We start from the raw sequence: 21,537 nt of genomic DNA on the forward strand, positions 1-21,537 counted from the left end.
TCTTCAGTATATAAATTTATTTATGTCCTATCTCTTATTTTGTGCTCCCAAAGATAGTCAATTAGCAACTTCGGGTGATCGGTCTGTAATCCCTGAATGCCTGATTTTATTGCTTTCATCCAATCATCGGGTGTTTCATTTGCTTTTTGTACATCCATAAAAATACTGATGCCCATGGTTTTTAGAACTGGAAGTAATGTTTCATTAGGGGCATTGTCAATCGCCTCCAAGGGGGCTTTTGACATTGCTTGCATCAGGGCTTTTTCGGTTGTGATGGTATTATCCAAACGAGACATTAAAGGCATTTCGGGTGCTGTTTTCCGCCAGGAAAGGTAGTCGCTATGGCTACTTACATAAACCAATACATTGTACTTCATACCTGCCTTTTTAATGGCCTTATATGCTTTCTCTGCTTCAGCTGCTTTAAAATCCAGATAGATATTTATTTTTCCTTTGCAAGCCTTTAATGCCTCCTTAAAGCTGGCAATACGGTGTAAACTACTGTCTTTTCCTTTAAAAATAAGTTGTCTTGCCGCTTCAAAATCAAGGTCTTTTATTTGTCCTTTTCCATTACTTAAACCGTCTACACGGTCGTTATGCAAAAGTACCAGGTGCCCGTCTTTTGTCGTACGCAGATCAAGTTCCACATAATCTGCACCCAGTGCAATAGCCTCCGTAATGGAAGCTATTGTATTTTCTGGTTTGATTAAATGACTACCACGGTGGGCAATCACAATAAAAGCATTTTTTGATTTCGGTAATGGCCTCATTGCATGTTGTGAGAATACCGGTATACAGAGGCAGCTAAATAAGATGGCCAGTAAAACCGGTGTTATATTTATGCTCATGACTAGGGATTTTGTGTAGGGTTCATATCTGTGAATGCTGCTGCGCTGTTTCTGTCAGATTTTTTTAAGGAGAAAGCATCGAAAAGCTCGCCAGAGGTTTTATAGGCCTCAAATTTAAGGTTTGGCCCGTCAACATGGATAACCTGGAACAGCTGGGTGTTTTCTAAAGATACATCCATCCATTTTGCTCCATCTACTTTGTACATTTTAGGGCCTGCAACCGAAACCAGATAAACCGGTCCGCTCACTTCCCTTCCCGATAGTCCCCTTGGCAGGTTTTGGCCACGGCTGTATGTGTGGTCATGGCCCTGCAGTACAAGATCAATATGGTATTTATCAAATAAGGGTTTAAACCGATCTCTGAATTCCTTGTTATCCCTGCTCTTTGCTGTCGAAAAAATGGGATGGTGAAAGGTAATTACCGTCCATAGCTTGGTATTTTCTTTTAATACTTTTTCGAGCCACTCATATTCAGCTTTGGCCGAAGCTTCGTCCAATATAATCATTTGCGAATCAAGGGAAATGATCCTCATGTCCTGATAATCGACATAATAAACCGATTCTTCGAGACCTTTTGGGCCATTGCCGGCAAAAGTGTACTGTACGCCCCAATGTGGGTCAAGCACCAGTTTTCTTTTGTCATCGCGTACATATTCATGGTTTCCGGGGGAGGGGATGCTGGGAATCATACCATTGATGAAACCACCTCCATAATGCCATTCGCCCCATTCCTGGTCGTTATTGGAACGATTGATCAAGTCGCCGGCATGGATGATAAATCTGGCATCAGGCTGGTGGGAAAATGCTTTACGGATTACTCTCGACCATTTTGAACGGATGTCGTTCTGTGCATCGCCAAGGTAAATGAATGAAAATGGAGTGCTTTTAACTGCTGCAGTGGTAAACTGGAACCACTCGCTCCAATATTCACCAGAGCCAACCCGGTAAGCATAAACCGTCGCAGGTTTAAGGTTGGTAAAGGTAACGTGATGATAGCTTGCAATTTCGTAATTATTTCCGCTTCCAAGTAAAGTAGAAATGGCATCGTAACCCGTAATTGATTGTTCAAGCGCCGGATTGGAATCTTCAGCTTTGATCTGGGCTTTTGAGGCTTTAATAGTGGTATCGGTACGCCAGTTTACGGTTTGGCTTGTAGCAGGATCTCCGGCCCATGTTAAAACTACGCGATCGGGAAAATGCCCGGGTTTAAAATCCTGGGCATGTGTTTTCACGCCAATGGCCAAAACAGAGAGTGTAAATAAAAAAGAGAAAGATTTGATATATAATTTCATATTATTTTATTCAGTAGTAAAGGAATTGATTTATTTTAGGTACCACATTAAGGTATACTGATTGTCGGCACCAAAAACGGAAACGGCTTTTTGATAGTTAACACGGTTTTTTGCACTTTCCGAATCTGGGTAGGTATAACGTTTTGGAATGCCTCTCCCGGCTGCTAAGGGACCTGTTACAAAGGCAGGGTATCCGGTACGGCGCTGATCAAACCATCCTTCAGCACCTTTAAACAGCATAGCGAGCCATTTTTGGGTAATCAATTGTTCAAGTGTGCCATCGTATTTTACCAAAGGTTGATCATAATAGGCCTGTGTTGCACTTACAGCGTAGCTGCTCATCGATTCTTTGATGCCTTTATAGTACAGCGATTCTGCAGTTTCGCCACTCACGCTTAGTTTTCCTTTTTGTACGGCCTCAGCCAAAATAAAGCACTGCTCGGTATAAGTGATTAAGCTGGCTTTTAGTAATGCATTTGAACTACCGCCATTTTTCCTGAAAAAAGCAGAAGAGAAAACCGAAACATGATCTTCACCGCCGTTATAGGCAGAAGGTGCGTCAATGGCATTAGGCACTCCCACATAGCGGTTCAGATCAACAGTTGATCCGGTGGTACTCTTTACCGGTTCTACCCAGACAGTCAATCTTGGATCATTTCTTTGTATCAGTCTGTCTGCCAGTTCTTTGCTTGCTTTTGTTTTCAGGTAATCGAAATCGATCATCGCCAAAGGTCCACCCGGCCAGCTATAGGCTGCAATATTGCCCAGATAGGCTACTTCCGCATTGTCTGCACTGCTTTCGAAGATAGGATAAGCTATTTTATCGTTCAATATTTCCTGCATTTCGGTAAATGCCGGTGCATAATTTTTTGAGATCCGCAATAACATCCGGAGACGTAACGAATTGGCAAATTTGCGCCAGGCAAGCGCTTTACCTTTAAACATTACATCGCCTTTGGCATTGATTTCCTGAACGTTGCCTTTTAGCATATCGTTGGCTTCCCTTAGCTCCCTCAACAGATCAGGATAAATGACCTGCTGCTGATCGTATTCAGGATAAATAATATTAGCCTCTTTCGATTTTAATGCCTGCGAATAGGGGATATCGCCATATAAATCGGTAAGGTAACCAAAGTTAAAAGCTTTCATAATTTTACCGATGGCCACGTACTGGTTTTCAGAACGTTTTTTTGCAGTTTCCATAAAGGTTTTGTTTACGGCTAAGCGGGCGTAAATATCGTCCCAATCAACCGGACCCCAATCCAACAGGTCATAGCCGGTATTTCGAACCAGGGTAAGGTAGCGCGCTGCAGAGGCGGGCCGTCGGTTCACAGCATTTTCCTGGTAGGCGTAAGCGGTAGAAACCAATACGTCTGACATTAAAAATTCGGTATTGGTGGTTTCAGGAGCATTGGGGTTGGTATTTATCTTTTCAAAATCTTTGGTACAGCTTGTAATCAAAGCCAGTATAGCGAAAAGTAGCGTTGTATATTTGAATTTCATTTCTGTACAGGTTAAAAGTTACAACTTAATTTAAAACCGAATGAGCGTGTTTCCGGAAGTGTCCAATGACCTACGCCCAGTTTAAAGCCTTCGGTAACACTCATGGTCGTTTCAGGATCATAACCCAGTCCATTGGCGGTCCAGGTATACAGGTTCCTGCCAATAAGCGATAGTGACAGGTTGCTGATGGGCAGTTTGCGGATCAGTTTTTTATCGAATACATAGGTTAATGAGGCTTCCCTGATTTTCAGGAAGGAGGCCGAATAGGTTAACCTTTCATAGTATTTGTTGTAGGTATTGTTATAAAAATCAGAAGCGGCGATAACTACCGTGTTTTGGGTCAGGTTTCCGTTCGCATCTGCAATAAAGCCCGGAATAATCATTCCGTCGTTCCGTTTTCTGCCCTGCGAATCCGTCCATGGTAAACCTCCGGTTTCTGCATCTCGGCCCACCAGTGTGTTATCGGTTAAGCCCGCGTTGATAAGTGATTTTACTACGTAAGAGTAAAAATTGCCACCCTTACGCCAGTCTAAAAGTACATTTAGGGTAAAGTTTTTGTAACTGAAGGTATTGTTGAAACCCATGGTAAAATCGGGGTTATAGTTTCCGACTTTAAGGTATTCGGTATTGTTGCGAATGTAATGCCCGGTTTTGTCTAGCAAGGCTGCTCCCGCGTTTGGTCCGCTTGCTACTTTGGTATAACTCGGAGTGTAGAAGTCGCCGATTTTGGTACCTTCCTTAATCAGGTAACGAATGTTGTCTCCATCGGCACTGCCCATCGAATATTCTTTTAAACCTTCTGATAACGCTATCACCTTGTTTTCATTTTTGGTAAAGTTTACATTGGTTTCCCATTTGAAGGCACCATCAAACGGAACAGCATTTAATCCGATTTCCCATCCGCTGTTCTGGATATTTCCGGCATTGATCAACCGGTTTGATGAACCTGACGCAATGGTGGTTGGGATGTTGATGATCTGGTTCCTTTTGTTTGTTTTGTACCAGGTTACATCGACACCTACCCGGCTTTTGAAAAAGCGGATGTCACCGCCAAACTCATATGATGTGGCGATTTCAGGCTTCAGGAAGTTGTTTTTAAGGTTAAACTCAATGGTGGCTCTTTTTACATCGCCCCAATCCTGATTAAAGGGAATGGTATTATACAATTGGTAAGGATCGGTATCACTGCCCACCTGCGCCCAGTTGGCCCTCAGTTTAAGGAAAGAAAGTACATCTGATTTGATCGTGAACACATCCGTTACAATGGTGCTTAACGATGCAGAAGGATAAAAGTACGAATTGTTGCCGGCGGGAAGTGTGCTCGACCAATCGTTTCTGCCCGTTACATCAAGAAAAACCATATCCTTGAACGATACCTGGCCAAGACCATAAATACTATTGATGCGTTTGCGGGAATTATATTGCGAATTTACGATGGTACCTGCCTGCGCATTGGCAATATTGTAAACACCCGGAATACTCAGGCTCTCTGTTTTCTGCGCGGTAAACCGGTTGGTTTGATCCATTTGGTTTCCTCCGGCAGAAAGACTCAAAGACCAATCCTGATTGAACAGTTTTTTATAACTCAGTAAAAAATCTGTGTTCTGTTCCTTAAAGAAAGAATTATCGACTCCATATCCGCCAAATTTAAAACGTTTTGAACTGAAGGGGCGTTTGGTCTCATGTTCTTCATTGTACATGTCCAGCCCGGTACGTGCCATTAAACTTAAGTTTTTGGTAATATCGTAAACCACCTGTATATTCCCGGTTAAGCGGTTCCTGTCGTAGCCATTTGTATGCTCGTAAGCTACGAAATAGGGGTTGTCAGAATCATCTGCTGAAAACTGCTCGATGTTTTCCCTTCCCGGTTTCCAGTAGTTTTTCAGGTCGTTGATGTTCATATTTGGTGGAAGTGAATACAGCATCTGTGTTACACTTTCCCGGTAAGCCGATGGCCGGTTGTCGCTTTTATTGTTTACATAACCAATATTGGTGCTAATTTTCAATTTGGGGTGCAACACATAGGTGGCCGAAAGGTTAAGGGTATTCCTTTTGAGATCGGTATTGGGGACAATCCCCTTATTGCTCAGGTTGGTGTATGATAAACGGTAATTACCATCTGCATTTTTGCCACTAATGGAAATGTTGTTGGTGTAGGTAGAACCGGTTTCATAGAAGTCCTGCGGATTGTTCGGATGCGATACCCAATCGGTAGCAATTGGTTTCCCGCTGGCATCCAGGGGGCTGTTCCATTGCAGGTGTTTGGTACCCACATCAAGCCGCGGCCCCCAGGCAGATGTGGTGGAAGATGCCTGATCGTCGGTATATTCGCCTCCCCCAAAAGTGTGCTGAAAATGTGGGAACATCCATGCCTGATCGTACATGGCATTTGAATTAAAATTTATTCCTAAACCCTTTTTGTTTATCAGGCCACTTTTTGTGGTAATCAAAACCACACCACTTCCGGCCCTGCTTCCATACAATGCAGCAGCACTTGCGCCCTTTAATATGGTAATACTTTCTACATCATCCGGACTGATATCCGCAATCGGGCTACCGTAATCAACCGATGAACGGCCAACCTCTGATGTTGTCCGGAGGGAATGTGCTACCGGAACACCATCTACCACAAATAAAGGCTGGTTGTCGGTTGCGATTGATGATTGCCCCCTGATGGTGATAAATGAACTTGATCCGGGATCAGCACCTGTGCTGACCACATTTACACCAGCCACCTTTCCGGCCAGTGAGTTGATCACATTTACTTCTTTTACTGTATTAACATCACTTCCTTTTACGGTAGCGATCGAATAACCCAGGGCCTTTTCGGCACGTTTAATACCAAGTGCGGTAACCACTACATCAGAGAGTGCTGTTTCGTCAGTGGAAAGGTTAATGTTAAGTTCAGTTTCACCCTTTAGTGCAATTTCCCTGCTCTGATAACCGATCATTTTAAAGATCAGCAAGGACTGACTGTTCAATACGTTCAGGTTAAATTCTCCATTTAAGTTGGTGCTGGTAGCATTGTTACTTCCTTTTTCAATTACGTTTACTCCCGGCAGTGGCATACCTTTTTCGTCAGTTACCTTACCTTTAATTCGTATTGATTTTTTGATGATGATCTGGTTTTTCTCGATCAGGTAGCTGAGCTGAAAAGGAGGTAATATCCGGTCGAGCAAAGCGCTTACAGCTTCATTTTCTGCCTTAAAACCACTTAGGTTTTGTTTCTCTATGGCATCTTTGTTGGTGTATACAAAGTATAGGCCGGTTTTCTTTTCTATGGTTTTAAAAAGTTCCGTTAAAGATCCCTTTTTGATATTGATACTTACTTTAACGTCTAATTGTTGTGCATTTACCGGCGATGCCTGCCCTACAAAGAGCATGGTGGAGAGCATGATGTAAATGAGGGTAAAAAAACGCATTGCGCTAAAAATTAATTGACTAGTCACTGCGGACTTTTTCATAACTTTGTTTGTTTTAATCTTGATGGGTTAAAATAAAATTTAAAATTTCTTAGCTGCGGCATGCGCCAACATGCTGCAGCTATCTTTTACTGGTTGTTTAATTACATCTACCTCCTTTTATATAAATAGTCTGTTTGTTTATGGTATACTGGATATCGAATGTAAGCTCCAGTGTGCGCAACACCTCTTTTATACTTACATTATCAAATTTTGCCGTTAGTTCACAGTTGTCAAATGATCTGGCTGAAACTACTTTAAGGGCATATTTCCTTGATATGGTCTGGAATACATCTTCCATGGGCGTTTTATTGAAAAACATTTTACCAGTCCGCCACTCAGTTGATGTTTTGGCATCTTCTACATTTTCGCGTACCAGGAGTGCCAGTTTTGTATCGTAAGTTACTTTCTGATTTGGAAGAAGGTGGACAGCTGCTGACTGTGTACCTGCAGAATCTCTAGAAACGGCTACCTTTCCGGTAAGTACAGTTACTTCAGGCCTGTAATTTTTCCATGCCCGGATGTTGAAACTGGTTCCCAGCACCCTGGTTTGGATATTGTTGCTTTTTACTACAAAAGGATGAGCAGGGTCTCTTTTTACTTTAAAAAAAGCCTCTCCATTGAGTTTGACCATTCTGATGCCGGCATGTTTCTGGTTTTGTGGAAAGCTGATGCTACTCCCTGAGTTTAACCAGATCTCGGAACTATCCGGAAGTAATACATTAATAATTTTACCTGGCGCTGCAGTTTTGGTTGTCCATACAACCTGATTTTGCTTGGAAGTCAATAACTTTTTATCTCCGGCAATAAAAAAGATTAGTGCCCCGATAATTGCCGCAGCAGTCGCCGCTGGCCACCATTTTAATAGTTTGAACTTTCTGACTGGAGCCTGCTTGATCTGTTCTCTGATACCGGCAAAACTTTCCTTCCACAATCCGTCATCCGGTAGTTGAGCCGTGTCCTGCCATAGCAATAATACCGTTTCTAATTGCTCCTCAAGATCATCATCTTCATCTACCCAGTTCCTAAGCCTTTTTTCCAACAATGCAATTTCAGCTTTGCTGCTGCTCAAATCTTCCTTTACAGCTAAATATTCGAGTACTAATTTCCACGTTTCCTGATCCATTCACATGCTTTTATGCTTATAGGACAAGGATAACAGGCGCCCTACGGGCCCAAAAAAGTTAACTTTGCGTTAAGAAATTATTAAGCGGTGTTTTTATCTGAATTCTGACTTGTTTTCTAATACTTTTTGCTGAAGAAATTGAAAGCCTTTTACCAGGTGGTCTTCAACCGTACGTACTGATATGTCCAGTAAAACTGCAATTTCCCTGTAACTAAATCCATCAATTCGGTACATGTAAAAAATAAGCCTTCGGCGTTCGGGCATCTGATCAATAAGCGTGTAAAGTACGCGGTTACGGTCTTTGTTCTGAAAAGCCTGCGACGGGGTTTCTTTCACGTCTATAATTTCAGAAAACTCTTCTTCGCTATCGATGTACCAAAGATTGGCTTTGGCTGCCTTATGGTAATTTGTAGCAGCATTTTTAACGGCCCGGAAGAGATATGCTTTTTCGTTATTGAGGATAGTGCCGTTTTTCCAGATCGATATAAATACATCATTTAAGATGAGTTGAGCATCTTCTACATCTTTGACAAGATAAATGGCGTATTTTTTTAAAGTAGGGTACATGCGGCGATAAAGGTCTTCGAAGGTTTTTTCATCAAACTTCTTGTTATTATCAGCATTAAGTCCGGCAATAGTGTTTTGGGGCATAAATTATGGCCACAAAATTAAAATTCAAAAACGATACACATATTAACAGAATATTAACAATAACCAGATGATTTTGCGGTTAAAAGTAGCGTGATGATAGTTAGCCTAATTATGCTTTAAATAGTGTGCTGACAAGTCAATTACCAGGTGATCGTACAAAACGAATCTTTGGATGGTACAGATAGCATGCGTTTTGCCATTTTCCCTATAAAAACGAAAATCCAGTTTCAAAAGCTTAAAACAAACGCTTTGCCGAAAAAAGCCGTGCAAAATCATCAAATGTTTTACGGAAACTTCGACCCACCGGAATGGCTATTTTATCTATCAATACCTCCTGGTTGCTAATGGCAGTTACCTGATGCTGATTGATGATAAATGACCGGTGAATCCTTAAAAATCCTTTTGGCTGAAGATGTACTGCAAGTTCCGAAACTGACATTTTAGAAACCATGAAAAGTTCGTTCTGAAGCACCGCCTTAATATCGTTTCCGATGCTTTCAAAATAAAGAATATCTTTCAGCAAAAGCTTGCGGCTGAATCCCTCTGACTTTAAAATCAAGAAATCATCTTCGTTTTCCTTTTTTACATTTCTAAGAACCCTGTCTACAGATTTGAAAAAGCGTTCGAAAGTGATGGGTTTCATCAGATAATCTACCGCTTCAAGTTCAAAGCCTTCGATGGCAAATTCCCGGTAAGCGGTGGTAAAAATAACAGACGGCTTTTTATTCAGCGACCTCAGAAATTCTATGCCGTTGAGATCGGGCATCTGAATGTCCAGAAAAAGCAGATCCACTTCCTGCGTTTGTAAAATTCTATAAGCCTCGAGTGCATTTGCTGCTGTAGCTACCAGCTTTAGTTCCGCTATCTTTGAAATATGGTTTTCCAAAAGTCTAACGGCCAAAGGCTCATCATCTATCACAATACATTTAATCATGTTGTTGGAGTCATTAAATTTACCTTAAACCAATTATCTGCCTGCGCTATTGCTAATGTATATTGATTCGGATAATAAAGATCGAGTTGTCTTCTGATATTTTCCAATCCTATTCCGGTTCCTGGTTTTTTATGTTTCCCAAAGAACTGATTTTCTATCCTGAAAAGCGAAGCGTTTGCATGGGTTTCAATCGAAATTCTGATGGTTACGTTTCCACTTGTTTTTTCGGCACCATGTTTAAAGGCATTTTCTACAAAAGACAGATACAGCAAAGGTGGGATGAGGCCTGGAAATGCTACTTTTTCTTCTATCTCAAGTTTCAGGCGTTCATCATAGCGCAGCATTTCAAGTGCAATATAATCTTTAACGATTTTCATTTCTGCTGTAATTGGTACCATTTCTTTTTGTCCGTGATAAAGAATATAATCCAGGATGTCTGAAAGCCGACTGATGGATTTGGACACGGCATCTGAACCGGTGATGGATAATGAATAAATATTATTCAGGGTGTTAAACAGGAAATGAGGATTCAGCTGTGCCTTCAGTGCTTTTAATTCAAGCTCCGATTTCTCTTTCTGAAGCTGCAGGGCATTTTGCTTTTCATCCCTGTACCGAAGCATAAACATCATCGAAACAAAAATGAAAGATCCGGAAATAATGGGCAGGATGTAATGAAACAGGAGATATTTAACATCCGTTAGAATATCGAAAATACTGTTTTGAGGATAGTTTGAAAATAAAGGTTCTGCAGCATATACAATAAAAAGCCGATTTAACACACCTAAAATGTACATCCCGGCAACAAGGTAGAGCATAAAATGAAAATATTTTTTAGCCTCGAAAAATCTGCGGATCAGAATGAAGTAAATCCAGTTGGCGCCGATGATCTGAAAGATCCAATGACATACACCATAGTAAAATACTTCTCGGAAATCAGGCTGCTCAGGCTCGCCGTAATTACGGAATATTCCAAAAATAAATAGCGCAATCCAGAGTCCGGTTTGATAGTTGATTTCCTTTCTTAACTTGCCGTTTGATATTTTGCTCACAGAACGTAAAGATATTACTAAAAAGCTTTGTATGTGCTGATAGGATTCAGATGTATCCATTTTGGTGATGAATTGCAGGAGCAGGCATTCGAACAACAAATAATGTTGTATGCAGGCAGAAGCGGTCTTTCTGCATTCGTCTCTTGATACCCATGGTAAATAGTAAGATTATTGCAGAAAAAAATGATGGAAAAAGAAAAATTCGTTGGGTTAGATCATTTACGGGCGGTTGCGATCCTGCTGGTATTCCTGTATCATTATGGAATGTTTAAGCATCCCGCCTGGGTAGATACTATCGGTTGGATCGGATGGACAGGAGTTGATTTGTTTTTTGTATTAAGTGGTTTTTTAATTTCCAATCAGCTCTTCCAGGAAATTAGCGCAAACCAGACCATTCGGCTAAAAACCTTCTTTACCAAACGGTTTTTCAGGATCATTCCTCCATATTTGTTCACGCTGTTACTGTATTTTTGTTTTCCGGTATTTAGGGAAAGGGAAGCTTTGCCACCCTTGTGGAAATTTCTTTCTTTTACTCAGAATTTCGGTTTGGATGTGATTAACCAGGGAACCTTTTCTCACGCCTGGTCATTGTGCATTGAAGAACAATTTTACTTGGCGCTACCGGTTTTGCTGCTGTTTTTGATCAGATTGAAGCAAATGAAATATCTGAAAATCATAATTGTTTTGCTGCTGATCTCTACTTTTTTTCTGCGCGTTTTTTCCTGGAGTGAATATGTTCTCCCGAAACTGGAAACGCCCGCTTTCTGGAAAGACTGGTATATGCATATCTATTACCCTACATATACCAGGTTGGACGGGCTGGTGATTGGTGTGCTGATTGGGGTGCTGTTTCAGTCGTCAACATTCAAAGCGATGATCAATCGAAATGGAAATCTAATGGTCTTTACCGGCATAACAGCCGTTACATTTTCGCTGTGGTTCTGCAGAGATGCCTATTCACAGCAGGCCTCTCTCTTCGGATTTACACTGGTAGCTGTAAGTTACGGAATACTGGTAACAGGAGCTATTTCGGCCACTTCGTTCCTTAGTAAGAAATCCAACATGATCACTACTCAACTGGCAGCCTTGTCTTACGCGATTTATTTGTCGCATAAAATTGTCATCCATCTTGTACAGTTGTTTCTTGAAAGAATTAAAATTCCGGCATCCTATTCAACTGTATTGCTGATCTGTTTTGCCTGTTGTATTCTTGCCGGCCTAGTTTATCGCTACTGTATAGAAAAACCATCTGCAACCATCAAAAATAAAGTCCTTAACAGGTTTAATCGCGACTACTAAACAATTAATTTATGAAAACAATTAGTTTAAGCATCTTCATCCTGATGTCTCATTTTGCTGTAGCTCAGCACTTCACTGAAGAGAAAAAAGAAATCCAACGTGTGGTCTGGCAATTTAAAGAAAGCATCATTAAAAAAGATTCAGCTACTTTTAACAGTCTGTTCCATGAAAACCCGGTGGTCTGGATTGGTGTTGTGAAAAACAGATCTCAGCAAAAACGTCTGGAAATTAATCCTTCGAACCGCAAAAATTACTTCAAAGACACATATCAAAATTTTTTCCACTACATCATGGAAAAAGGCCGCAAGGAAGAAAAATTTGATAAGATCAGGATCGTTAATGATGATGTGATTGCCAGTGTGAGTTTCGATTACTCATTCCGGGAAGAAAATATTGTCACCAATTGGGGAAGCGAATACTGGCACCTTATCAAAGCAGACGGAAAATGGAAAATTGTAAGCATTATTTATTCTTACGAAAACGCAAAATTTTTCCCCATAAATTCGCGTTAGCAAATAATAATGATTAATAAGATACAAAAATGAAGAATTCCTTCAAACTTAGCCTTTTTTTGCTGTTTACCACCTGCTATCAGGTTTTTGGGCAAAGCCATGTCCTTAATGATAAGATACAACAGATTATCGCTTCAAAGCATGCCAAAGTAGGAATTGCCATTAAAGGGCCAAATGAAAGGGATGCCCTATCTATTAATGGAAATGAACATTTCCCCTTACAAAGTGTATTCAAATTCCATATTGCTCTGGCGGTACTATCTCAGGTAGATAAAGGAAAATTCAGTTTGGGTCAAAAAATAAAAATCAGTAAGAAAGACCTTTTACCGGATTTATATAGCCCTATTCGTGATCGATATCCAGATGGTGTAATATTACCATTATCTGAAATTTTAGCATACACCGTTTCACAAAGTGATAATGTAGGTTGCGATATTTTAATGAGGATGATTGGAGGTCCGGAATTTGTTGAAAAGTACTGTAACAGCATCGGCATTCATGATGTATCCATAAAAATAAATGAAGAGGAACAACAGGGCAACTGGAATTCGCAATTTAAAAACTGGACCACGCCCAAAGCAGCTAATAACATCCTGGAACTTTTTTACATGAATAAAAACAATCTCCTTTCAAAGAAAAGCCATCATTTCATTTGGAAAGTGATGCGTAAAACCAAAACAGGAGCGCATCGATTGAGAGGATTGCTCCCTAAGAATACGCTTATAGCCCATAAAACAGGTTCGTCAGGCACAAATAAGCAAGGTATAACGGCAGCAGTAAATGATATCGGGATCGTATTTTTGCCAAATGGATCATACTATTTCATAAGTGTCTTCGTAACGGAATCGACAGAAAATGAAGTAACAAATGAGAAAATAATTGCTGATATTAACAAAGAAGCCTGGGAATATTTTAATGGCAATAGATCGTTATAAGGTCAGACCTAATTTAATATTTTAAATAAACCATCCGTAAGCTGGTAAGCGGCCTTACGCTTCAATCGTTACTGTCACGAATAAAAGTTACTTTAAATACATTTTTTTTAGCTCAGGAAGTTCTTTTTTATATTGATTTATGTCGAAATCTATATTGAAAGATGATTTCATGTAAGACTTTAAAGATTCCAATCCTACCTTAGCCCGTCTTTCGTCCACATTATCGATGTCAGCTATAGGATAGAGGATGTATTTTTTGCTTACTTTATCTATTAATGTCTGTGATCCATATTGTTGCATTTTTCCTACTCTCATATTTATCCTATCTTCTAAATAGGCAAAATCTTTTGGCAATACCTTTCCATCCTTAAGGCCTTTTTTGAACAGCGGTAGATATTTTTTCTGGGCATCAAGATCAGCATGTTGCAAAATAAGAAATAGATACTGATTGTTCTTATATCCTACCTCAGTGGGGCCGAGCCATCCATATTGTTTAATAATGGTTTCAAATGCGCGAAAATTAGTTGAATCCTGTTTTTTCATTACCAAAATAAGTTTTTTCTCGGCTGTAGAGTTCAATCCGTCAACCTTTCTAACCGAATCCAGTTTAAATCTAATTGACTGGTCTGCCGCTCCAATTTTCCTTATCCTGTCGGCAATATCCCGCTTAATGCCATTTAAAAAAGTATTTTTTTTATTCTTTGCCTCATTTAATGAACTTGTCCACCGAGGGTCGACTTTAATCGGCTCAAAATCGGTGTCCTTAATTAACATATTATAAAAGTCAACGGGATCATCCCAGCTTTTGATCATTTTATTGTTAAGGATATTTTGGAGATAAAGAAAAGCCTTATCGTTATTTCCTGCCAAGCTCCATGCGCATGCCGCATTGTATAAATTTGTCTGTGTGGTATTCCCATTAAATTCTTTTAATGCCTGGTCAAAAGCTTGCCCGGCCTCATGGTATCTTTTATCGTGGTAAAACTTCATCGCGGAATCAATATTTACAAAATATTTCAATTCCTGTGCGTTGCTGCTTGTGCTGAATGTTAACAGAAGTACTAAAATGGAAATTATTTTTTTTATCATTTTATCTTTAAATTTAAAATTGAAGCTGAACCTTGATAAGTTTAGTAGTGTATTTAAGATTGCCATCCTGCGTATAATAAACAAAATGATCAGAAAAAAGGTAATAGTTTAGGTTATAAGACACAAAAAAGAATAGTTCGTTGCGTAAGATTTTTTGAGTAAATCGATTAGGGGAATTTTAATTATCAGCTTAAGTCATCATTTAAATACTCAACCAGGTGTTCTGGCTAAGTACTTCCGTCCATGTAAACTGTCTTTCCAGGCTAATATCCGATATCATATTATTTTTATACTTTTATTTCCTGGGCGCAGGCGATACAGCGCTATAAAATATATTAAATTTTCATCGTACCTCTTGTGGCCGTAGCAATTATCTGGCAGAGCAGGCGATCAGGAAAAAATAATAAAGACTATAAATAGTATGGCGAAAACAATACTTATAGTGATACTGGTAATGATTTTTGGTCAGGCCAATGCTCAAAAAGCAAAGTTGACTGCTAATCTAAATTTTACGGGTAAAATTGGTAAATACCCAATAGAAATGAAACTGAGTTTAAACAACTATAATGACAGCATTTTTGGAGAATACTACTATATCAAAAATGGCTACGGTAGCAAGCTCTATCTGGAGGGCACTTTAAAAGATGACAAAATGTTCCTCAAAGAAAGTGCATATAACGCTAAATCGAAAAAAATTGAAACTACAGGTTATTTCAAAATGGCTTATATATTGCAAAAGGCCTTAGCGGGTAGCTGGGGCAAAAAAACGAATAGAGAAAAAACGCTGGACATCAAGTTGCAGTGTCGCGAAAATTTGCAGGCGTTTAATCCACTTAGCTTCGATTTTATCATGTCGAAGACCAAGCCTGACGAGGATTCGATGACTGAAAATTCGGTGGGCTATTTCACCTTGCTCTCCCTAAAAATTAATGCCAATAAAAATTCAGGATGGATACTTCATGATTTTGATAAATATGATTTAGTTAAAGATAAGGTAGAACTGGAAGATGTAAATTTCGATGGTTATCTGGATATAAAATTGCCTGTTTTTTATCCGGATAGAATAAAAGGAGATTATGGCTATGTGTATTTCGTATATGATGTAACACGTAAAAGCTTTATTAAAAACAAAACTTTAGATGATTTGGGTGTCGTATTTTTTGATTCATTTAAAAAACAAATTTATAAATATGATGCAGACGGTAACGGGAATGAAGGAAAGATGTATTATCGCTGGCAAAACGGAAAACTCTTATTAGTGAAAGCAGAACGTATTTATGAAAACGATACTTTTACGCACTACGAGGAATACAAAATTGAAAATGGCAGGTCGGTGAAATTGAGGGATTATAAAAAAAGAGGATAAATACGGAGCATTGTCAATCTATACAGCCGAATGGATAACTGCATAAAAAATAGCTTAAACAGAATGAAAGGTATCATAACCGCATTAATAATAGTTACATTTTTGGGTTGCCGATATACGCCAACTACGGAGATCGTAAATACAACAACAGATACTTTAAAAACTAAAAAGGATGGCATAGCTGTGGTTAAACAAGATCGCATCCCCGCTAAAAAAACAGAAAAAAAAGATACCATTAGAAATGACAAAGATACCCAAATGAATGAGGCGTTTTTTCAAAAGGCAATGATCAACCTCAGCGACAGCTCGCTCAATGTTTATGATAATATTAGGGCAGATTATCGAATTTTTGGTTACGAAAAACCAGATACCAGCTCCAGAAAGATGATCTTATTCTCTGTTTTTACTTCTGACGTAAAACATAATCCTTACAGATGTAAGTTTGGTGCTTACTATTCGTCTGGAGCCATGCATAATACCAAAATTAAATATTTTAAGAAAACCGGCGCTTTTGTAGAAGTACATTTGATTAAGGAGTCTGATATTAAACCTCCATCTGTCTACATGCTTAAAGATTGGGTGGAATTTGAAAAAAGGAATTAAACATGAAAAATCATTTTTCCTGCCTGTTGTTTCTAGGTTTTATTGTTTTTGCAGATATTTTATCAGCAACTAATTTACAAAGCTTTAACGGGAATTTCACTGGTAAATTCGGGCGTAAAATTGGTGTCGTTTTCAGCTTAAAAAATACCAAAGGAAAGCTGAGCGGTTTTTACTATTACGAGAACATCGGCGCAGAAATCAGGCTTGCAGGGGAAGTGATTAATGGTATTGCTACTATTTACGAGTTTGATTACCTAAACGTAAAAAGAGCAAAAATTACCGGCAAGTTCACAAAGGATGGTTTTAATGGCAAATGGGAAAGTTTATCTTCGAAAAAAGCATATCCCATACGGTTAACCCCAACCAATAAAACTATCCCGTCGTTGCCCCACAATCTTATTGGCAATTACCAGGTAGATGAACAAGATCAATGTGCTTTAAGTGTGACCATTTCCAAAAGTAAAGGGCAATATCGCTACCATTTTTATAGTTCTACAAGAAATTTAAATGGCAAAATTACCTTCAGTAGAAGCCTGGATGAAAACTTAGTTTATATCGATTTTCACGGTATTGAATGGGATGAAGACAGTGGCGATGTGACCAAAGATAACAATGAAGAGAGTTTTTCTGGAAATGAACAATTACCGACCGTTGTTCAGGGTTTGTTAAGTGATGGTGAAATTGTTATTCAAAACACTGGCAATGCGATGAACAGGTATGTGAAAATTGGTGAATGCGATTTGAAGTATATTCATTTGAAGAGGGTAAAATAGACTCAGCTGATTCGCGCTAAAACTTTTTTTACGCAAAAAAAGCTGAACGATTATATGAATAAAAAAACAATTTGATTTTAACTGTTCTAAATCATAGCAAGGCTAATTGTCAGAATACAACTATTTTTCTATACTTGCACTTTGTTCGGTAGCTACGCGAACTTTCAAATTTCAGTAGCCAAATAAATCCTGTAAGTATGATATCATTATCCGCCGGCAAAATTGGTCTGGCGTCAATTTTAGCTTTGGTGTTTTCTACTGCACTAGCCCAACAGCAACCCGCAACAATCAATAAAGGCAAAAAAGTGTTAACCGGCTCACAAAGAGATTCAGTACGCAGCGTGATTTCCGCGGCGCTGGTCCAGCCTTCGTGGATATTTAACAGCGACTTAATACTCTATAATACCAGTAGTGCCGCCGGATTAAAAACCTATTATATTGCCGATCCTGATCATAGCAAAAGTATACGATTGTTTGACGGCAATGAACTTGTTGAACTTACATCCGCTTACCTGTCACAATCCGTACACCCTACGAAGGTAGATTTCAGTATCCAGGGTGTTTCGCCAACAGATCCAGCTATCTTATTATGCAACGTACAAGGTGTAGCGCTGCAGTATGATTTAAAAAAAGGCATTTTTGGCAAGGTTGATCCAGGTAAATCCGCCAGCAAGCCTTTTCCTGTAAAAGCAGTACCTCGTAAAGATATCTGGACATTTTATACAAAAGATGGGGCATACGGTGTTTACGCTAACAACCATAATCTCTTCTTAAAAAAATCAGGTGCTTTGGGAAAGGATTCGGTGGTTCAATTGACCTACGACGGAGATCCTAATTATTCATTCGCAAGAAAAACCGTCTCTAACCATAACAGAGGTCAACGCGGACCATGGCTGGGGGAATGGTTAGGAGATACACATATCGGCTTTGCCTTACGGTCGGATCAGCGCAAAGTGAGAGACCTGACTTTAATCAATAGTTTAGCCATATATGCACCCGTTCGGGTAGATTATAAATACGAATTGCCTGGCGATGAGAATGTAACGCAGTATGAGTTATGGCTATTGAATGCAGATAACGCTAAAATGCAAAAAATAAATATTGATCGTTTTCCTGACCAGGAAGTGAAAATGAATCAAAACCAGCAATCTGGGGGAATCTATTTTACGCGGGAGAGCCGTACGGTAGATACCATACAACTGTGTAGGGTAGATCCATATACCTTCAAGACTACTGTACTGATCACTGAAGTTGGAAAACCAATTCTAAACGATCAATTGCAGACTTATATGGTGATTAATGAGGGTAAGGAGGTTATATGGTGGTCTGAACGCACAGGTAAAGGTGCTTACTATTTGTATGACCATACAGGTAAACTGAAGAATGCCATTACCAAAGGTGATTTTGTTGCCGGCAATATTGTCGATGTAAATACTAAGGCGCGTTATATGATTTTGGAAGGCTTTGGCTACAAATCTGCAAATAATCCCTACCATAAAAAATTCTACAAAGTGAACCTGGATGGTTCTGGCTTTGTTGAATTAACACCGGGGCAGGGTGATCATTCCATTATGCCGTCCCTGGATAAAAAATTTATCATCGACAGCTATTCTTCTGTAGACAGTTTACCCAAATGTGAAATAAGGGATATGAATGGAAAAGTGCGGACGGTCATTCCAATGTTGGATCATCGTACTTTAACTGACTACGGCTTAAACATGCCGATACTGCGAAAAGTTAAGGCGGCTGATCATATTACAGATTTATACGGGATCATCTATACACCAGCTGATTTTGATCCTCATCAAAAATATCCCGTGATTTGTAATGTATATCCCGGACCTCAGGTTGATGGCATACCACAAGGTTTTAATATTACGCCAAGTAACAATGCAAAACTTGCCGATCTGGGCTTTATTGTACTGCAATTTGGTTATCGGGGCTCATCGCCGCTTCGCGGACGGGATTTCTATACTTTTGGACACGGCAATTTACGAGATTATGCATTAGTAGATTGCAAGTATATAGTAGAACAATTGGCTGAAAGTTATCCCTATATGGATCTAGACCGGGTGGGTATTTACGGGCATTCGGGAGGAGGATTTATGACAGCAGCGGCAATGCTAACCTATCCTGATTTTTTCAAAGTCGGGGTGTCGTCATCTGGTAATCACGATAATAACATCTACGGAAAATTCTGGACAGAAACCTATCAGGGGGTTGAGCAAACTAAACCTGCTACCGTAGACTCACTAGGTAAATTGCATGCTTCTTTTAGCAGCAGTGCACCAACTACCATCGAACTGGCTAAAAATTTAAAAGGTAGAATTTTATTGGTAACCGGCGATATGGACAATAATGTACATCCTGCAAATACCATACGTTTGGCCAACGCCCTGATTAAAAACAATAAAAGATTTGACTTAATGATCCTGCCAGGTATCGCTCATGAAGTAAGTGGCGATTATTATAGAAATTTAATCAGTAATTATTTCGTGGATCATTTAAAAAACTGGAAAGGCTTTGATGTGAATATGGTTCAATAATTTTTGGTAAAATATCTGACCAGAAAGTTATTCAATCCACAAAAAAAATGTGCCGCATCAATCTTCCATTAGATTTAGCGGCACATTTTTTTATTAAGGGCAGATGAGTACCGGTGCCCATTGGCTAAGTTTTCCTGCGTAACCGGTATCCCAATCTAGGCAGTTCCTACCGTATATGCTGAAAATCAGGTTATCAGTAAACGATATCATTAGTCCGTTGCTCCAGTTGTGGATCTTCCGGAAACTGTCGTAGATAAAATTCTTCGTAATATGCTTTGATGATGGCTGCAAGCGGTGTGGATAGCAGCGCGCCAGTTAGTCCAAATGCTGTGCCCATGGCCAATAACAAAAACAGCGATGACATCGGATGAATATTCATGGTTGAGGAACGAAGTTTAGGCATCAAAAAATCTGAAATCAGTTCATTCAATAATAAAAAGAATACCAGGCACCAAAGTGCAGTTGCCGGGCTCACGGAGAGTGCAACCAGGGTAGGGGGAATCGCCATGATATAAAATCCGATTTTTGGGACAAGTTCAGAAAAGAAAGCCAGTGCAGCCCAAACCAGTGCACCCGGAACGTTCATTAAGGTTAGAAAACCATATACCAATACCGCCTCAATAGCGCCGCCAATGAGATTGGATTTCATCCAGCCCACCAGCATCACCGAAGTGTGTTTTATCGCATTTTCTGCTTTTTCCCTTTGTTTTACCGGAAATACAGTTAGATAAAGCTCGATGATCGGTTTGGGATTTCCTACAAAAAACACAACCATGCAAACAAATACAATGAATACAAAAATACCTCCCAGAATCGAAAACGAAAAGTTTCCAATTCCCATTACGGTGTTGCCAATAGAAGGTATAGCTGAAGAAATTGACGAGCCTCCCTCACTCATTTCTTTCCTCAGTTCAGGAAATTTGCGTAACAATGAATCCAGGTAACCCGATACGCTGGCGTAATACTTTGGCAGGTTACCGATCAAAACATCCAGCTGATCGCTCATGTGTGGAACCACCATCCAGCCAAGCAATGCCGTAATCCCAAAAATGATAAAAAATACAATCAAACTCGCCAGCCAGCGCTTCATCCCTTTTTTTTCAAGCCGACTTACCGGAGCATTAATGATTAGTCCTAAAACGATAGCAAAAATACCCAGAAGCACGATGCTTAGAATTTTTAATAGAAACCAGAGCAGAATGATAAGTCCGGCCGTGTAGAGGATAATTGAAGTAACCGTCCTAAAGATTCCGTTATTTGATTTAATGTCCATGTATCAAACTAACCCTGTTTAATACAAAAATGTTTGACTGCAGCTGTAAAGTTTATGCCGCCAATTCAAATACTCCTTTCACAAAGTAAATGTTACATTTGCTGATTCAAACCACAAACCGAATATGATATGCCTGAAAATGAAATACCGGTGTACGCGTTGATGGATAACCCCCCGGTTATTTAACATTATTGTAAGTTAACCATACAAGTGTACCCTATTGCTATACCTCGCCCAACTAAATTTGTTGTCAAGGTAGTTAGATTTTTACCATAGG

The 21,537-nt window shown here is 39.6% G+C and carries 17 protein-coding genes; 7 read left to right on the forward strand and 10 right to left on the reverse strand.

Annotated elements, in window-relative coordinates:
• Nucleotides 1–20 precede the first annotated feature (20 nt).
• The 8 genes from DV942_RS21515 to DV942_RS21550 all read right to left on the reverse strand — a co-directional run bounded on the left by DV942_RS21515 (nt 21) and on the right by DV942_RS21550 (nt 10,864).
• Nucleotides 21–848 carry a glycerophosphodiester phosphodiesterase family protein gene (locus DV942_RS21515; protein WP_145860936.1) on the reverse strand — a complete coding sequence of 276 codons (828 nt, stop codon included), beginning with the start codon at nt 846–848 and terminating at the stop codon, nt 21–23.
• 2 nt (nt 849–850) lie between these two features.
• Nucleotides 851–2,140: a purple acid phosphatase family protein gene (locus tag DV942_RS21520; protein WP_145860938.1), complete on the reverse strand. Its 1,290-nt coding sequence runs from the start codon at nt 2,138–2,140 to the stop codon at nt 851–853.
• A gap of 30 nt (nt 2,141–2,170) precedes the next feature.
• A complete protein-coding gene (locus tag DV942_RS21525; protein ID WP_145860940.1) occupies nt 2,171–3,643 on the reverse strand; it encodes a SusD/RagB family nutrient-binding outer membrane lipoprotein in 1,473 nt (490 codons plus the stop codon).
• Between the two features lie 11 nt (nt 3,644–3,654).
• Nucleotides 3,655–7,107 (reverse strand): SusC/RagA family TonB-linked outer membrane protein, encoded by a 3,453-nt coding sequence (locus DV942_RS21530; protein WP_145860942.1) that lies wholly within the window; start codon nt 7,105–7,107, stop codon nt 3,655–3,657.
• A gap of 97 nt (nt 7,108–7,204) precedes the next feature.
• Nucleotides 7,205–8,230, reverse strand: a complete 1,026-nt coding sequence (locus tag DV942_RS21535) for a FecR family protein (RefSeq protein ID WP_145860944.1) — start codon at nt 8,228–8,230, stop codon at nt 7,205–7,207.
• Between the two features lie 93 nt (nt 8,231–8,323).
• A complete protein-coding gene (locus tag DV942_RS21540) occupies nt 8,324–8,881 on the reverse strand; it encodes an RNA polymerase sigma-70 factor (protein ID WP_145860946.1) in 558 nt (185 codons plus the stop codon).
• Between the two features lie 235 nt (nt 8,882–9,116).
• Nucleotides 9,117–9,815 carry a LytR/AlgR family response regulator transcription factor gene (locus DV942_RS21545; RefSeq protein WP_145860948.1) on the reverse strand — a complete coding sequence of 233 codons (699 nt, stop codon included), beginning with the start codon at nt 9,813–9,815 and terminating at the stop codon, nt 9,117–9,119.
• Nucleotides 9,812–10,864, reverse strand: coding sequence for a sensor histidine kinase (locus DV942_RS21550; protein ID WP_222431130.1), 1,053 nt, complete (start codon nt 10,862–10,864; stop codon nt 9,812–9,814). The genes DV942_RS21545 and DV942_RS21550 overlap by 4 nt, the downstream gene beginning before the upstream one ends.
• A 183-nt stretch (nt 10,865–11,047) precedes the next feature.
• Between DV942_RS21550 and DV942_RS21555 the strand changes: the two genes are divergently transcribed.
• Genes DV942_RS21555 through bla form a run of 3 tightly spaced genes read left to right on the forward strand, consistent with a single transcriptional unit; the run spans nt 11,048 to nt 13,610 of the window.
• Nucleotides 11,048–12,163 carry an acyltransferase family protein gene (locus DV942_RS21555; protein WP_145860952.1) on the forward strand — a complete coding sequence of 372 codons (1,116 nt, stop codon included), beginning with the start codon at nt 11,048–11,050 and terminating at the stop codon, nt 12,161–12,163.
• Between the two features lie 11 nt (nt 12,164–12,174).
• Nucleotides 12,175–12,675 (forward strand): nuclear transport factor 2 family protein, encoded by a 501-nt coding sequence (locus DV942_RS21560; protein ID WP_145860954.1) that lies wholly within the window; start codon nt 12,175–12,177, stop codon nt 12,673–12,675.
• A 29-nt stretch (nt 12,676–12,704) separates the two neighbouring features.
• Nucleotides 12,705–13,610 (forward strand): class A beta-lactamase, subclass A2, encoded by a 906-nt coding sequence (bla, locus tag DV942_RS21565; RefSeq protein ID WP_145860957.1) that lies wholly within the window; start codon nt 12,705–12,707, stop codon nt 13,608–13,610.
• An 87-nt stretch (nt 13,611–13,697) separates the two neighbouring features.
• Here bla and DV942_RS21570 read toward each other — a convergent pair whose 3' ends face one another.
• Nucleotides 13,698–14,699 carry a DUF6624 domain-containing protein gene (locus DV942_RS21570; RefSeq protein ID WP_145860960.1) on the reverse strand — a complete coding sequence of 334 codons (1,002 nt, stop codon included), beginning with the start codon at nt 14,697–14,699 and terminating at the stop codon, nt 13,698–13,700.
• Nucleotides 14,700–15,120: 421 nt separating this feature from the next.
• Between DV942_RS21570 and DV942_RS21575 the strand changes: the two genes are divergently transcribed.
• The 4 genes from DV942_RS21575 to DV942_RS21590 all read left to right on the forward strand — a co-directional run bounded on the left by DV942_RS21575 (nt 15,121) and on the right by DV942_RS21590 (nt 19,987).
• Nucleotides 15,121–16,065 (forward strand): XAC2610-related protein, encoded by a 945-nt coding sequence (locus DV942_RS21575; protein WP_145860962.1) that lies wholly within the window; start codon nt 15,121–15,123, stop codon nt 16,063–16,065.
• A gap of 63 nt (nt 16,066–16,128) precedes the next feature.
• On the forward strand, nt 16,129–16,668 hold the full coding sequence (locus DV942_RS21580) for a hypothetical protein (protein ID WP_145860964.1): 540 nt from the start codon (nt 16,129–16,131) through the stop codon (nt 16,666–16,668).
• Nucleotides 16,669–16,670: 2 nt separating this feature from the next.
• The gene (locus tag DV942_RS21585; RefSeq protein WP_145860966.1) at nt 16,671–17,441 is read left to right on the forward strand and encodes a hypothetical protein; all 771 of its coding nucleotides are present in this window, start codon (nt 16,671–16,673) and stop codon (nt 17,439–17,441) included.
• A gap of 197 nt (nt 17,442–17,638) precedes the next feature.
• On the forward strand, nt 17,639–19,987 hold the full coding sequence (locus DV942_RS21590; protein WP_145860968.1) for a S9 family peptidase: 2,349 nt from the start codon (nt 17,639–17,641) through the stop codon (nt 19,985–19,987).
• Between the two features lie 193 nt (nt 19,988–20,180).
• Here DV942_RS21590 and DV942_RS21595 read toward each other — a convergent pair whose 3' ends face one another.
• Nucleotides 20,181–21,260: an AI-2E family transporter gene (locus DV942_RS21595; protein ID WP_090980342.1), complete on the reverse strand. Its 1,080-nt coding sequence runs from the start codon at nt 21,258–21,260 to the stop codon at nt 20,181–20,183.
• Between the last annotated feature and the right edge of the window lie 277 nt (nt 21,261–21,537).

The organism is Pedobacter suwonensis, assembly GCF_007833675.1.
Taxonomy (GTDB): domain Bacteria; phylum Bacteroidota; class Bacteroidia; order Sphingobacteriales; family Sphingobacteriaceae; genus Pedobacter; species Pedobacter suwonensis.

Bases quoted from the DNA above. Each gene is read 5' to 3' on its own strand.
- DV942_RS21515 (WP_145860936.1), bottom strand. From the start codon at position 848: ATGAGCATAAATATAACACCGGTTTTACTGGCCATCTTATTTAGCTGC.
- DV942_RS21520 (WP_145860938.1), bottom strand. From the start codon at position 2,140: ATGAAATTATATATCAAATCTTTCTCTTTTTTATTTACACTCTCTGTT.
- DV942_RS21525 (WP_145860940.1), bottom strand. From the start codon at position 3,643: ATGAAATTCAAATATACAACGCTACTTTTCGCTATACTGGCTTTGATT.
- DV942_RS21530 (WP_145860942.1), bottom strand. From the start codon at position 7,107: ATGAAAAAGTCCGCAGTGACTAGTCAATTAATTTTTAGCGCAATGCGT.
- DV942_RS21535 (WP_145860944.1), bottom strand. From the start codon at position 8,230: ATGGATCAGGAAACGTGGAAATTAGTACTCGAATATTTAGCTGTAAAG.
- DV942_RS21540 (WP_145860946.1), bottom strand. From the start codon at position 8,881: ATGCCCCAAAACACTATTGCCGGACTTAATGCTGATAATAACAAGAAG.
- DV942_RS21545 (WP_145860948.1), bottom strand. From the start codon at position 9,815: ATGATTAAATGTATTGTGATAGATGATGAGCCTTTGGCCGTTAGACTT.
- DV942_RS21555 (WP_145860952.1), top strand. From the start codon at position 11,048: ATGATGGAAAAAGAAAAATTCGTTGGGTTAGATCATTTACGGGCGGTT.
- DV942_RS21560 (WP_145860954.1), top strand. From the start codon at position 12,175: ATGAAAACAATTAGTTTAAGCATCTTCATCCTGATGTCTCATTTTGCT.
- bla (WP_145860957.1), top strand. From the start codon at position 12,705: ATGAAGAATTCCTTCAAACTTAGCCTTTTTTTGCTGTTTACCACCTGC.
- DV942_RS21570 (WP_145860960.1), bottom strand. From the start codon at position 14,699: ATGATAAAAAAAATAATTTCCATTTTAGTACTTCTGTTAACATTCAGC.
- DV942_RS21575 (WP_145860962.1), top strand. From the start codon at position 15,121: ATGGCGAAAACAATACTTATAGTGATACTGGTAATGATTTTTGGTCAG.
- DV942_RS21580 (WP_145860964.1), top strand. From the start codon at position 16,129: ATGAAAGGTATCATAACCGCATTAATAATAGTTACATTTTTGGGTTGC.
- DV942_RS21585 (WP_145860966.1), top strand. From the start codon at position 16,671: ATGAAAAATCATTTTTCCTGCCTGTTGTTTCTAGGTTTTATTGTTTTT.
- DV942_RS21590 (WP_145860968.1), top strand. From the start codon at position 17,639: ATGATATCATTATCCGCCGGCAAAATTGGTCTGGCGTCAATTTTAGCT.
- DV942_RS21595 (WP_090980342.1), bottom strand. From the start codon at position 21,260: ATGGACATTAAATCAAATAACGGAATCTTTAGGACGGTTACTTCAATT.